At 39.5% G+C, this 14,634-nt stretch carries 8 protein-coding genes; 5 read left to right on the forward strand and 3 right to left on the reverse strand.

The window, feature by feature from the left end:
* Positions 1 to 2 precede the first annotated feature (2 nt).
* A complete protein-coding gene (locus tag NCWK1_RS10310) occupies positions 3 to 5,741 on the reverse strand; it encodes an alpha-2-macroglobulin family protein (protein ID WP_103124646.1) in 5,739 nt (1,912 codons plus the stop codon).
* A 236-nt stretch (positions 5,742 to 5,977) separates the two neighbouring features.
* Between NCWK1_RS10310 and pbpC the strand changes: the two genes are divergently transcribed.
* The 4 genes from pbpC (at position 5,978) to NCWK1_RS29505 (ending at position 12,120) form a co-directional block, all read left to right on the forward strand.
* Complete coding sequence (gene pbpC / locus NCWK1_RS10315; RefSeq protein WP_103124647.1) at positions 5,978 to 8,317, forward strand: penicillin-binding protein 1C; 2,340 nt, start codon at positions 5,978 to 5,980, stop codon at positions 8,315 to 8,317.
* Positions 8,318 to 8,587: 270 nt separating this feature from the next.
* Positions 8,588 to 10,477 (forward strand): ATP-binding protein, encoded by a 1,890-nt coding sequence (locus NCWK1_RS10320; protein ID WP_103124648.1) that lies wholly within the window; start codon positions 8,588 to 8,590, stop codon positions 10,475 to 10,477.
* 31 nt (positions 10,478 to 10,508) lie between these two features.
* Positions 10,509 to 11,771 (forward strand): sensor histidine kinase, encoded by a 1,263-nt coding sequence (locus NCWK1_RS10325; protein ID WP_103124649.1) that lies wholly within the window; start codon positions 10,509 to 10,511, stop codon positions 11,769 to 11,771.
* 193 nt (positions 11,772 to 11,964) lie between these two features.
* Positions 11,965 to 12,120, forward strand: a complete 156-nt coding sequence (locus NCWK1_RS29505) for a hypothetical protein (protein ID WP_187308114.1) — start codon at positions 11,965 to 11,967, stop codon at positions 12,118 to 12,120.
* 7 nt (positions 12,121 to 12,127) lie between these two features.
* Here the strand turns inward: NCWK1_RS29505 and NCWK1_RS10330 are convergent, their stop codons facing one another.
* Positions 12,128 to 12,718, reverse strand: a complete 591-nt coding sequence (locus tag NCWK1_RS10330) for a hypothetical protein (protein WP_245894873.1) — start codon at positions 12,716 to 12,718, stop codon at positions 12,128 to 12,130.
* Positions 12,719 to 12,977: 259 nt separating this feature from the next.
* Entirely contained in the window at positions 12,978 to 13,667 is a 690-nt protein-coding gene (purN, locus tag NCWK1_RS10335; RefSeq protein WP_103124651.1) for a phosphoribosylglycinamide formyltransferase, read from the reverse strand.
* A gap of 25 nt (positions 13,668 to 13,692) precedes the next feature.
* Between purN and NCWK1_RS10340 the strand changes: the two genes are divergently transcribed.
* Complete coding sequence (locus NCWK1_RS10340; RefSeq protein WP_103124652.1) at positions 13,693 to 14,577, forward strand: carbohydrate ABC transporter permease; 885 nt, start codon at positions 13,693 to 13,695, stop codon at positions 14,575 to 14,577.
* The last annotated feature ends 57 nt before the right edge of the window (positions 14,578 to 14,634 follow it).

Raw genomic sequence — 14,634 nt, forward strand, 5'->3', positions numbered from 1 at the left:
ACTCAGCGCACCTCTGCGTTAAGCACAATTGTAGAATCAGCCGAACGCCCAAACTCTTCTGGTGCATATTGCAGATGCGCTTCTGCGCCAGGCCATGTGTATGTACCGGGAGTTACAGAACGAACTAAGTAATGTAAGCTGTAAACTCCTGGTTCAAGGTGGTCGGCGTAAGCGATAATGCGATCGCGGTAAATATTCCGATAACCAAGTTCCCAACTATCGGCTTTGGCTTGTAATGCGGCTGTCGCAGTTTGAAAACTCTGATCTACCGCTTCAAATCCTGCTGGTAATGGGTCTTTAATTACTACATGATCTACAGGATGATCTGCAATTATTTCTAAACCAATATCAAATACTTGACCACTATCTACAGTTAAGGGTTTATCAACAGCATACATTCCTGTTTTTTGCAGAACTTTTTCTTCACCAACTTTGCTAATTTCTCTTGTTACTCGTAACCCGTTAAATCTTCCTGCTTGGTTGCCTTGCAAGCGATAATTATAGGCAACTAAATAATGTAATCTACCTTTTCCTGATTTTTGCAACATCAAATCATGACGACCACGGGGTAATTTATCCATTGCGACATTTAGTTGCAAGTTAGGATTTTTGTAACCATCAAAGCGATTTTCACCTAACTTTTGACCAGCTAATTTAACTGTAGTGGCAAAATTTGGTGGTGTGGGTTGGAGTTGACTATATTCTACTAATGCTGTTAAAGCTTGAGCATTATCATAGTTAGTTTGCCATGTTCCATCGCGGCGTAATCCTAATAGACTTTGGAATAATTTATCGATGACTTCTGGTTTGCTTTGTTTGGCAATAAATAACCTTAAAGCTTGTACTTGGGCGGTGGTAGATGAATTCATCCATCCCCAGCTTTGGGGTAAACTAACTACGGCGTTGCGTCCAGTTTCATAGATATTTTGTTGTAGCTGGTTCAACATTTGTTGTGATTCATCTTGCCATTCAGGGAATTGCGATAAGTACCGCGCTAGTTTGATTTGGGTGACGATATCAAAGTTATTACGTTGTTGGTAAATATCACCTAAGAAACTATTGCTTTTATCACCTAATTCTGCTAAAGCGATTAAGGTGTTTAATTGCAGTTGATTTTTACAAATTTGTTGTTTACAAAAATCATACTGTCCTGGGTTTGCTAGTACCTTTTGCAGATAATTTTTCAAGCGCGTTAGTGTGGCAGAATCGATAAAACCAGGAAATGCTTGATTAGCTTTTACTAAAGATTCAGCCGAATATGCAGAAACCCAAGGATCTGATTTTTCTTGTCCTGGATAAGCAGCAAAACCACCGTCGGCTATCTGTAATTTTTGCAGTTGGGTAATGGCTTGATTTGCTTTTTGGCTAGGATTAAATTCAGCAAAGGATTGACTGTATTTTTGTCCTAAAGTTTGTAGGTTAGCAGCAATTATTAATTGACTAGCGGCTGGTTCTGCAAAAGGTAAATCATCATCTTCTAAAACTTGTTTAGCTGGTGCTTTAATTTCGGGTATTAATGTACTCGCCAATTGAATATCTAAACCGCCAGCTTCCGGGTAGATATTTTTATCAACATTGAGGGGAATTTTAACTTGCTTTTCTGTTACCCCAGCTTCGACAACTTGTTCGGTAATTTCTAGCGGCTTCACTTCTAAAGGCAGTTCAAAAGCATCGGCTGTATTATTTAGTTGAGTGGTAAATCTGACTTTACTTTCTCCAACGCCACCTGCAATCATCGGGAAGCGATAAGCTTTGGTAGCTGGTTCTGCGTTAGTTTGCAATGAAGTCGTGGTGGGGTTATTTTCGGCAAACTTGACTGTACCGCTAAGTTCACCGTTAATTGAGAGGTTTCCGTTATTCCCGGTGGTGTTGGTGACGGATAAACCTGCGAAAATGCGATCGCCTGGACGGACAAACTGTGGCAAGATGGCATTAGTTAGCAGTGGCTTGGTGGTGATAAATGTCGCATCAGCGTTACCAAAGCGTAAGTTTCCATCGGTAGCGACAGCCATCACCCGCCATGTCGTGAAATCATCAGGTAATTTAAAGGTTATTTGCGCCTTCCCACTCGCATCAGCTAACACAGAACCATTGTAATAAGCCAACGCTTGAAAATCTGTGCGGACACGGGTATTTGCTGCACCGACAGAAAAACCACCTCCATAACCCCAACCTTTGGGTTTGGCGATATCTTGGGGTTGTATCACCACATCAGGACGATTATCGCTGAACCGGGTAGAGATTTGCTGTTCTGCATAGACTGTATCTACCAAATTTGGTGGACGATAACCAGATAGTTGCAACACCGCTTCATTCACCACCATGACAGTAAATTGTCCAGGGGTGGGGTTATTTTGATTGTCTTTGAGTTCTAATTGTATTGTTTGTTCTGCACCCGGTTCTAAAGATGCTTGCAAAGGTGTCACTTGTACTTTTAAATATTTATCTTGCAAGTTGACTTTAAAAGGTGTAAACCCAATTTTCACAAGTTTATCTAAACTTCCTGGTGCGACTTGGTTAAGAGGTGCGCCTTGTCTGACTAACACAGCTTCTACTGCTGCATTTGGTAACATTTCTGGTGTGACTTGAAACTGTATTTGAGGCGCACCACCCTTGACTTTGGTTACTTGTTGATAAATTGGTTTATCTTTAATTACCGCGAAATATAATTCCGCTTCAGGGTAGGGAGATTGAATTAAAACTGTGGCAGTTTCCCCAGGTTTATACTCTTTTTTATCTAGTTTAACTTCTAGGCGATCGCTATCTTCCGAACTCCAGTAAACTGAAGTTTCCCCTGTTGCCCAAATTTGTAAATCTGTTGCACTTAATTCCTCTTTTGTATCGCTAAAATTGGCACGAATGCGATAAGAACCTGACTCTTTTGGTGTCAAAGTTAATATTTGAGGATTTTCCGCAGATGTAATCTCTGCTTGTCCAACTGTTTTATATTCAACTTGATTTTTAGCAGTGTGGCTACCTTCAACTAACTGCGTCACGCTACTATATTTCATTTGTTGTAATTCTAAATGCACCCGTTGACCTGTGATTGATTTTCCTGTAGGTTCAGTAACAATAACTTCAACAGGTAAAGCCTTACCAGCATCAGCGATGAAATTACTTTTCAACCCAATCAAACGGTTACTAGGTAAAGCCGTAAACTTTTGAGAAGCAGCCACAGATAAATTAGATACATCCGCAACTTGCACATCTACTTGATAAGTCATTGGGTAAGGTAAATCTTTCGCCACCGTCACAGTTTGACTAGTTTTACCACTTGCATCTAATTTAGAACTAGTTTGCAAAACATCACTGGTTAAAGATGGACTTTCTTCCGGCCAAAACCATTGTCTCCCAAAACTAAATTCTTCCCAACCTTTAGGAATAAAACTAGTTTGTTGGCGCGTGACAAAATATTTTGCTTCCCCAGCTTCGACAGGCGCACCAAATAAATAATTACTAGCGGCTTTCGCTGCCACTTTATCGTTAGTTAGGGCAAATTCTTTATCTAAATTAAGTTCAACTTTAAAATTAGGTGGTTTAAATTCTGCTACCCGAAACTCCCCAGAAATTTCTTGCCCTTCTTTACCTTTACCCTGAATTGTATAGTAGCCTAAAGCTTGAGTTTTCTGAATAGGTAACTCTAAAGAAAAAGTCCCAAACTCATTTGTAGTTTTACCACCTAATTGTGTCTTATTTCCGTCTGGATTAAGCAAAGTTAATTGATAAATCGCGTTTTTATCTTGCTGAAGAGTCCCATTTTGTAAATAGTCAGCAAAAGCAGTAAACCAAGCTTTTTCGCCTGGTTGATATAAGTCTCTATCAGAAAAAATTACACCCCGTGATTCTGCTTTAGCTTCTTGCCAACCTGCATCAATACCATAACCAAAAGAACCGCTATATTCTTCGGTTCTCGCAAAAGCCCAATCTTGTTTTTCTCGCGCAATTACTAATAATTGTGGTGATTTAGTAAATCTTTGATTATCTGCAAAACACTGCTTTAAATTATCAACTTGTAATCTGAAATTACCATTTTCATCAGTTTTACCTATCGCGCAAGATACAGCATTACTGGGATATTTTTCCTCTAACTTTGATTGATAAACTTCAATAGCTGCATTCTTAGCTGGTGAACCATCACTCAAATGATGCACGCGAATTAAACCAGAGTCAGGAAACCATTGACTAAATACACCCAAATTTGTTAATTGAACTAAACCATAAGTTATAGGTTCTCGCCACAATTCTTTGCCATTATCTTGATATTTATTGGTGCGGGCTTGGACTCCATAAGCTAACATACCTGTAGGGCTACCAAGCTTTTCTCTTAACGGGATATTGACATCAACAAGTTGATTTTTCTTAGTGTTGACTTTAAAGCTTTGCCATGAATTTAGCTGTGGTAATAACTCGTTATCATTACCTTTAGGTGAAGCACTATTAAAATAAACTAAATCGCTAGGTTGAACTACACGATAAGCAGCTTTATATTTAGACTCTGGTAAATTAACTGTACTAATATTTAACTGTAAATTTTGATTTGACGGAAAGATATGTATATCTGATGGAACCCAAATATCACCTGCCAAATCGCCAGTATTATATTGTAAGGTGACAGGTTTATTTAAAGTCTGCCCAAATTTATCTTTAATATTTGTTCCAATCGTAATTTTATAATTAGTTGTAGGTTCTAAAGCGTAGGGATTAAGAGTCACTAAATTAGATTCTTCTGGAACTTGGAACAGTCGAGAGATATCTTTTGGTGCTGGATCAATTTTGATATTATCTTTAACTGAATCTGCCAATAATATATTATTAAATTCTAACTGTGGGCTACCTTTAATAAACCTTCCGTAAGTTCCATTAACATCTGGTTGTCCATAAAAGTTGATGGTTTTAAATTCTAAAGGTGAATAAGTCGCCAACTTACTCACCGACTCTTTATCTGTTGGTAAATTACCGTAATTTGGTAATATGCCGGGAGAAAATACCAGACGGTAGTTAGTCGCTTTTTCTAAACCTTGCTGGGGTATGAGATTATAAACCCAATTACGCATTGAAGGGTCAAATTTCTCTAAAGGGTCTTCACCCTCTTTAGGTTTTTTTTCTTTCGCCAACTCTGCATTAAAACTGATATCTTTATTTTTTCCTTCCGGTACAAGTTTAAGATGTTCTTGTAAGGAAGCTAAGTTTAATTCGACATTGGAGGTAAATTGCAGTTTTTGTTTTAAATCTATAGGTTGAATCTCAGCCTTCTCCACAGGATTCACCCCAGGTAAATCAGTCAACTTGATAGGTTCAGTGTTAAAAGTCCAAGCCAAATCTTGATTTAACTTGTGATTTTTTAAATCTGCTAAACCCGCTTTTAAAGTAACTTGAAATCTTGTCGCTTGTGGTAGTGCTTTATCTGCTTGAAAGCCTACCATCCGCGGTGTTAAAAAGCGAAATTGACCCGGTAAAGGCGGCCATAAAGTAAATTTTTGTAATAAATTTTGCTGTTCTGCACTATCTAGACGTTCAACAGGAATTAATGCTTCCTTAAAGCGGATACGAATCTGATTTAAAGGGGTAGCATCACCAATAGGGCTAATTTGTTCAATCCAGTCTGGTAACTTTGGTGACGTGAGAGGAGAAACGGCGGGTAACGGTTCTTTGTTTGAGGATATACCCAATAAACTACACCCGCTAATGCTTAGTATAAATGTGAGAGTAATAAATAATTGGAGGATGATTTTTATAATCATGTTTTATAAAAATAAACGCAGAGGTACGCTGAGGTAAACGCAAAGTTACACAGAGAAGAAAATAAAGAGGAACTCGGTATACAATGGATAACCAATTTAGTGTAGTTATTTCCAAAAATCACTACAATTCTTAATTTATATTGATAGAGATTGTTAAGTCTTGGAAATAATCACTGATAAAGAAAGAGTCACCGCGCCACAATTAAAGTAAGTTTTACTATACAGGGGAGTCTCTGATGAGACTAAGTAGGCGGCTCATCCAAAAGTCAAAATTTATCTTAGCTATTGTATTGATATGCTTAGTCGTGCGGCTACTGCCTTATTTTGCGCCTATTCATACCGCAGACATCGCCCAAAATAAGTTGGCTTTGGAATTTAGCGATCGCAATGGGCTACCATTAGGAACAATCCTCACCCGTGACCAAGAACATACCGCCGTCGTCCCTTTAAATCAAGTTTCTCCCCAATTTATCAAGGCAATTATCGCCGCCGAAGATAGCAGTTTCTACCATCATGGCGCGTTGGATATCAAAGCCATTATCCGCGCCATCAACCAAGCCATTCACGCCAAACAAATAGTCTCCGGTGCTTCTACAATTACCATGCAGTTAGCACGGATGTTAGAACCATCCACCCGCAACTTATCAGGAAAATTGCAAGAAATTTGGTTAGCTTGGCGGTTAGCGGCGGGAATGAATAAAGATGAAATTCTCACTGCATATATCAACCGTCTACCAATGGGCGGCAATATATATGGTGTAGAAGCCGCATCCCGGACTTATTTTTCAACACCCGCCAGTGAGTTAAATCTTGCCCAAGCCAGTCTTTTAGCAGCTATTCCTAATAATCCCACCTACTTTGACCCGCTACAACATTGGGATAGACTCAAACAGCGTCAGAAATACGTCCTCAACCGGATGGTACAGGATGGCTATATTACTCAGCAAATAGCCGACAAAACCCAAACTGAAAAAGTCGTTTTTCAGTCTCGTCAACGGGGAATTATCGCTGCACCTCATTTCTTGTTTTGGTTAGCAAATCAAATGCAGATCCCTCCTAGCCCCCCTTATCAAGGGGGGAAGAATATAGCCCCCCTTTTTAAGGGGGGTTGGGGGGATCATCTCATCCAAACCACTATCGAACGACCATTACAACAATTCGTCGAAGCCCAAGCACAACAAGTCATCTCCAACCTCGCTGCTAACAACGTCCACGATGCAGCAGCTTTAGTCATTGACAACCACACAGGCGAAGTTTTAGCTTACGTCGGTTCACCAGATTATTTCAACGAAGCCAAACTCGGACGCAACGACGGCGTACAAGCACTACGCCAACCCGGTTCTACTCTCAAACCCTTTGTCTATGAGTTGGCGTTAGAAAAAAAACTGATTCGCCCAAACACAATTTTGGCTGATGTCCCCGCCCATTATGCCATTCCCGGTGCAAAACTTTATAGCCCAACAGATTATACTCAACGCTTTCTCGGCCCGGTAAGAGTACGGGTAGCTTTAGCCAATTCTTTAAATGTGCCTGCGGTGCGAGTTTTAGAGAAAATCGGCGTACCGAGTTTTTTAGCACGTCTGCGTGAATTAGGCTTTATTCACCTGAATCAAACTCCAGAATATTACGGTTTGGGTTTAACTCTCGGTAGTGGCGAAGTCACGTTGTGGGAACTGGCTCAAGCTTACGTCACAATGGCGAGACAAGGACAAAGTATCCCACTTGTGCCTACTGTTAACGATTCTTCAACCCAAAATCTCAAATCTCAAATCGAAAATTCGACAACATGGCAACTGATTACTGATATGTTGAGCGATCGCCACGCCCGCGCCACCGCTTTTGGTGTAGACTCAGTACTAAACTTGCCCTTCCCTTCCGCCGTCAAAACTGGAACTTCTTCCAACTTCCGCGATACTTGGACTGTTGGCTTTACCACCGACTACACCGTTGCAACTTGGGTGGGAAATTTCAACGGCGAACCGATGCGTCAAGTATCCGGTGTGATGGGTGCAGCACCTTTGTGGAATCGCATTATGTTGCACCTGCACGAAAACCAAGAACCCGCAAATTTTACAGTTCCTCAAGGGTTAATTAAACTCCCTATATGTGCAGTTTCTGGTTTACGTCCTACACCAGACTGTAACTCTGTAGTGCAAGAGTATTTTTATCCAGAAGAGAAGATTGCTTACGAAACTGAGACAAAATTTAATCTACCGCCCGAATATGACGAGTGGTTAGCCAAGCAGCAATCAAATTTTGTGTCTAGCAATTTGAGAATTGTTTCTCCTCATAATGGCGATTTATTTTTACTCTATCCAGGCACAGAAGGACAGCAAAAATTAGAATTTAAACTAGCAGGAAATCAATCTACAGCGGTTGAATGGTGGTTGAATGGTGAAAAACTTGATCTACAATCAACTAATTTATTTTGGTATCTCCGTCCTGGGAACTGGACTTTAGAAGCGCGGAGTGGCGAAACAAGCGATAAAGTTAGTTTCCAAGTTGAGTTAGCCAAGGTTAAACCAATACGCCAGGGTTTTTCGATTGTTAATTCTCAGCAGATGTTTGGCAAATAGATGTAGCGTTTAAGCATACTAGACGATTATTTTGAACAGTATTGATCTAAATAATTCGCTATCATCTCTAATAAATTTACTTAGGTATAAACACAAGAAAATTAAAGTTTTTGAACCTGCTTAGATCAATTTTGGCTGTGTAGCTACAAGTTATACTAACTAAGGTAAGTAATAAATTAGACAGATTATTTGGAAATGTAAGTTCAGCTTTCATAACAATTTGGGAATAATAAGGTTGCACAGTCAACTATAAATTCGGCGAGCCACGGCATGGTTTTGGCATTTTTTAACTATTTTTTCTACTCAACCGCTTTTATTCCTCATGGGCATTGTTATCTCTGGAAACCAGAATTAGTGTGGCTCCACATTATTGCTGACGGCACGATCGCTCTTGCCTATTATTCTATTCCTTTGTTACTGATTTACTTTATTTCTCAACGCAAAGATGTTCCTTTTAATGGAGTTTTTCTCTTATTTGGAGCGTTTATCCTGGCCTGCGGGACTGGACACTTGATGGAAATTTGGACGCTTTGGCACCCCGATTACTGGATTTCCGGTGCTTTAAAAGCGTTCACGGCAATTATTTCCATATATACAGCATTTGCCTTACTTGTTCTCATCCCTCACGCTCTCACAATACCCAGTCCTGCTCAGTTAGAAGCTGTTAATAGAGTGCTTTCAACTGAGATTGTCCAGCGTAAACGCATCGAAACAGAGCTACGTTTAGCTGAAGAAGTGGCTAAAGACTCTAGTCAAGCCAAAAGTGAATTTCTTGCCAATATGAGCCATGAATTACGTACCCCGCTTAATGGGATTCTTGGCTATGCACAAATCCTGCAACGCACAGAACCTTTAAGCGAAAAAGGTAGTAAAGGCATCGGCATTATTTATCAATGTGGTTCTCATTTATTAACTCTCATTAACGATATTTTAGATCTATCCAAAATTGAAGCGCGAAAACTGGAATTGAATCCGATTGATTTTTACTTACCTGCATTTTTAGACAGTGTAAGTGAAATTTGTCGCATCCGCGCTGAACAAAAAGTGATTGGTTTTCATCTGCAACTAGACCCCGATTTACCAACCGGGATTCGTGCTGATGAAAAACGCTTACGGCAAGTATTAATTAATTTACTTGGTAATGCTATTAAATTCACTTCTCAAGGCACTGTCAGCTTTAATATTCAAGTCACTAACCAAGCAATTAATCACAAGGGACAAACCATCTATAAACTTCGCTTTGAAGTTACAGATACAGGCACTGGTATGACTCCTGAACAACTTGAGAAAATTTTTCTTCCCTTTGAACAAGTAGGAAGTCAAAAGCGACAAACTGAAGGTACAGGTTTAGGATTAGCTATTAGCCAAAAAATTATTTCGTTGATGGATAGTCAAATTCAAGTAAAAAGTGAGTTTGGCAAAGGTAGCATCTTCTGGTTTGAGGTGGAAGTACCAGAATCTAAAGACTGGGCAAAGGTTTCGAGAAGATTTGAGCGAGGCACAATTATTGGTTATCAAGGGCAAAAACGCACCATATTAATTGTTGATGATAAATGGGAAAATCGCTCGGTAATTGTCAATTTATTGGAACCCGTAGGGTTTACTGTCATAGAAGCGAGTCATGGTCAAGAAGGATGGGAACAGGTAAACGCCTACAAACCAGATTTAATTATCACTGACTTGGTAATGCCTGTACTGGATGGATTTGAGTTTATTAAAAGTTTACGCCAATCGACTCAATCTGAAAAGATACCTGTAATTGCTTCTTCTGCTAGTGTCTTTGCAATTGATGAATATAAAAGTATTGATATGGGTGCTAATGCTTTTCTGCCCAAGCCGATAGAAGCTGAAACACTTCTGGAACTACTACGGCAATTTTTGCATCTGGAATGGTTATATGACAATCAAAAAAATTCTATTAACAAACCTAATGTAGATAATTCAGATACTTTAGTTGATGTAGTTCTGCCTGCTAAAGAAGTTTTACAACAATTTTTAGAACTGGCACAAGACGGAGATATTCAAAAAATTTTAGAAATAGCTGAACAACTTGCGGACTCCAATCATAAATTCAGCACTTTTACTAGGCAAATTATTCAATTAGCCAGCAATTTCCAACTTAAACGTTTGGAAACTTTTATTCAACAACAAATAAATTAATTCAGCATAAATTTAATTTTTAAATTGCATCATGAATAAGGTTTCAACTAACGGATTTATTTTGATTGTCGATGATAATCCGACTAATTTATCTATCTTGTCAGCAGCGCTGGCTAGTGAGGGTTGGCGTTTTCGAGTAGCAGTCGATGGCGCAAGTGCGATCGCCCAAGCCGAACGCAATCAACCAGAATTGATTTTACTTGACGTACAAATGCCGGGTATTGACGGATTTGAAACTTGTCGCCGCCTGAAAGCTAATCCTGTGACGCAAAATGTGCCGATTATTTTCACCACAGCTTTAGCTGATACAGAAAGCAAAATCAAGGGATTTTCTCTTGGTGCCGTAGATTATATCCCTAAACCCTTTGCCCAAGAGGAGGTAGTTGCTAGAGTGCGCGTACATTTACAACTCCAGCAATTGACTCAATCTTTAGAAAAACAAGTGCGCGATCGCACCGATGCGTTGCAAAAAGCGCAAGTACAACTGGTACAACAAGAAAAACTCTCAACTTTAGGCGAGTTAATCGCCGGTATTGCCCATGAAATGAACAATCCTATCAGTTTTATCACCAACAATATCCCACCTTTACAAGAATACTTTGACGCAATTACCGAGCTTCTCCAACTTTATGAACAAGCGTATCCCACCCCACCAGCCAAAATTACTGATTTTATTAGAAACCTGGATCTGAAATTTGTTCTGGAAGATATTGTCAAAATTTTAAGTTCACTCCAGGTAGGCTCTGAACGAATTCAGCACCTTTCGACTTCACTCCGCAGCTTTTCGCGCTCGGATAGTGATACCAAATTAGCGGCTGATTTGCATTTAGGTATAGATAGTACGCTGATGATTTTACAACACCGCCTAAAAGCCAATGGCGATCGCCCAGGCATTGAAGTTATGCGGTGTTATGGCAAATTACCCCATGTCAATTGCTATGTGGGAGAGATGAACCAAGTATTTATGAATCTTCTGGCTAACGCCATTGACGCTCTTGATGAAGCGATTACCCAAGGCAAAATGTGCGATCGCATTCCCCAAATTCACATTACAACAGATGTCAATTCTCAACAAATGGTGGTCATTCAAATTGCTGACAATGGAATTGGTATTCCTGAACGACTCAAGCAACGCTTATTTGAACCGTTATTTACAACAAAACCTGTGGGTAAAGGTACTGGACTTGGCTTATCCATAGCCCATCAAATTGTTGTAGAAAAACACAATGGCACAATGGAAGTTCATTCTCAGCCCGGTATCGGCACTGAGTTTGCGATCGCCATTCCCATCTAAAATACCCCGGTATACTCCTACTTAGTAGTTTACTGAGATGATCTCAGCCAAAGGTATACCAAAATGTTTGTAGTCGTAGACTATTTTTATACCGTGCGATCGCCTAAATCAATTAAATAATACTTCTTCAGAAATTTGCTGTTTTGAAATTGATGATTTAAAGTAGTCCTGAGTTTTTCGGAAATAATCATCAATGACTACCTTAACTACAGAAAATCAAAAGTCTACCAAGCAGAAAAAGCAGTCTTTTCCGCGTACGGATATTGGTTCTCCCAAAGTTCCATTTCGCAAAACCAAAAAAATCAAGCAAGAACATGAGTTGCTCAGTGACTGGGAACATGCCAGTTAATTAATTGCTACTTTAGACTCCACTGACACAATTGAGATACTGGTGTCATCCGAGGGCGATTGTATTGGTAAAATCCCTCAAGATTTAGTGAAGCTTTGCGGTACAAAATCCAATTAGCACTATCCTCGTCAACATTGACGGTATTGAGGATATTTGTCTGACTAAGTGTTAAATGTTTTTCTGAATCCCAGTTAAATTCAGCAGCATCAGGTGTATTTTTCGGCGGAATATCCCACACTATACTTAGACCTTCACCATTAATCTGATTGCCCTCTGCTATCCCACGAATACAAATAAATTGATCAGAGTGCGGATAGCCATAATAGCCATTCACTTGGTTTCTATTTTTAGTGAAATTAAAACAAACACCTGCGCCATCTCGCCAATCTTGAGGATCGGGTTGACTACAAAATTGATAGCGGCCGTTGACTAAATTGGCAATATTGACTGGTTGATTAGCGAGGCTAAGGTTTTGGGCAAAAATAAATTTACCAGAAATCACTGAACTTGCTAATAGAGTGACACCAACAACAGCCATTGGTAAGAAATTGCTCATTTTCAGCATAATCTCACCGCTATATTCCTGAGAAACAAGCATTTAAAGCAATATTTAAATTAACTCATCTCTACACGACTGGAGCCGCAGAAACTACCATCAAAAGGATTAGTGCCAACATCAAAACGATAAGTTTGACAATTAAGTATGTTGTAGGGTCAGAAAGTGGAAAATCGCTAAACATAGGACACCTCCATTTGCTATCCTGGCAAAGTTACTTGAGGCGATGAATTGTATTGAGAAACTTATTTTCTATATCTATATTGTCTCTCAAAATCTGATGCCGAGAGCCATTATGTAATCATAGGTAACATTTCTGCCCATCCGATAAAGGTGTGAGCGAGGTTTGAAGTTGACTAGCAGCGATCGCAATTCCTTGTGGTAAGATTCGATGTTCTTGAATTTGAATCCGGGCGTGGAGTGTTTCTGGCGTATCCTCTGGTAAAACTGGCACAGCAGCTTGAATTAATATCGGGCCGCTGTCCACTTCTAAACAAACTAAATGCACTGTACAACCAGTAATTGTTACCTTTGCTTGCAACGCTTGTTCCACAGCGTGAAGTCCTTTAAAACTCGGTAACAAACTAGGATGAATATTAATAATTCTGTGAGGAAAAGCATCAATTAATACAGATGTCACCAGTCGCATCCAACCAGCTAAAATCACCAAATCAACATCATGTTGGCGCAAAGTCTGGACAATCTGTTGATCTAAAGCTTCCCGATTTTTATATTTGCGGTGATTCAATAAAACAGTTTCTATACCAAGATTAGCGGCTCGACTTGCTGCTTTCGCACCTGGATTATTGTAAATTAGAACTGGAATTTGGGCATTAATTTGCCCATTTTCAATAGCTTGGGCAACTGCTGCAAAATTGCTACCATTCCCCGAAGCCAGAATACCTAGTTTGATAGGAGTCTCACTAGATGATAGGCGATCGCTAATAACGGGAGAAACCAAGCTAAAGGTAGAATCGGGGCGAAAGGTCATAACAGCAACAAGGGAAAATTAATAGATGCCAAAAATCTATAGTAATAAATCGTGGTTAGATAATGATACATTTGCCGCTTGGACTTTTCTTGCGCCCGCACTAATTTTATTAGGTATCTTTGTAATTTGGCCGATCGCCTATTTGTTTTATCTCAGTTTCACGGCTGGTAGTTTTACATCCACAGGTACTTATTGGGTAGGCTTAAAAAACTACTGGCGTTTACTACTTACCCCAGATTTTTGGCAAGTTCTGGGTAACACAATCTATTTTACCCTCGCTACTGTTATCCCCAGCTTAATTATTCCTTTGGGATTGGCAGTGTTATTGAATCGTTCTCTAGCTTTGCGCGGAATGTTAAGAGGTGCTTATTTTTTACCTTCCATTATTTCTCTAGTAGCTGCTGGTTTAGGATTTCGCTGGCTGTTTCAAACTACTGGCCCTGTCAACGCATTTTTACATTTATTTGGTATTGCACCCATTCCTTGGCTAGGGGATACTTTTTGGGCAATGCCTGTTTTAATTATTTTGAGCATTTGGAAACAATTAGGCTTTAATATGGTTGTCTTTTTAGCCGGGTTGCAAGCAATTCCCCCCAGCCGCTATGAAGCAGCCGAATTAGATGGTGCAAATGCTTGGCAACAATTTTGGTATGTTACCTTACCAGGATTACGACCCACTTTAATTTTCGCTACAGTCACCACAGCAATTTTTACATTACGCAGTTTTGAGCAAGTTTACGTGATTACTGGTGGCGGCCCTTTGAATTCTACTAATTTATTGGTTTACTACATTTATCAAGAAGCTTTTGGACAATTTGATTTTGGTTATGCAGCGGCGGCGGCTACAGTTTTGTTAGCTGTAACTTTAGTTTTTGTATATTTTCAGTTACAGACTTGGGGCGAAGAATAATTATTTTATTAGTGATTAACAAGATACCTGACTGCTTCAATAAATTGGGTATCTTTA

The organism is Nostoc cycadae WK-1, assembly GCF_002897135.1.
In the GTDB taxonomy this organism is placed as follows: Bacteria; Cyanobacteriota; Cyanobacteriia; order Cyanobacteriales; family Nostocaceae; genus Nostoc_B.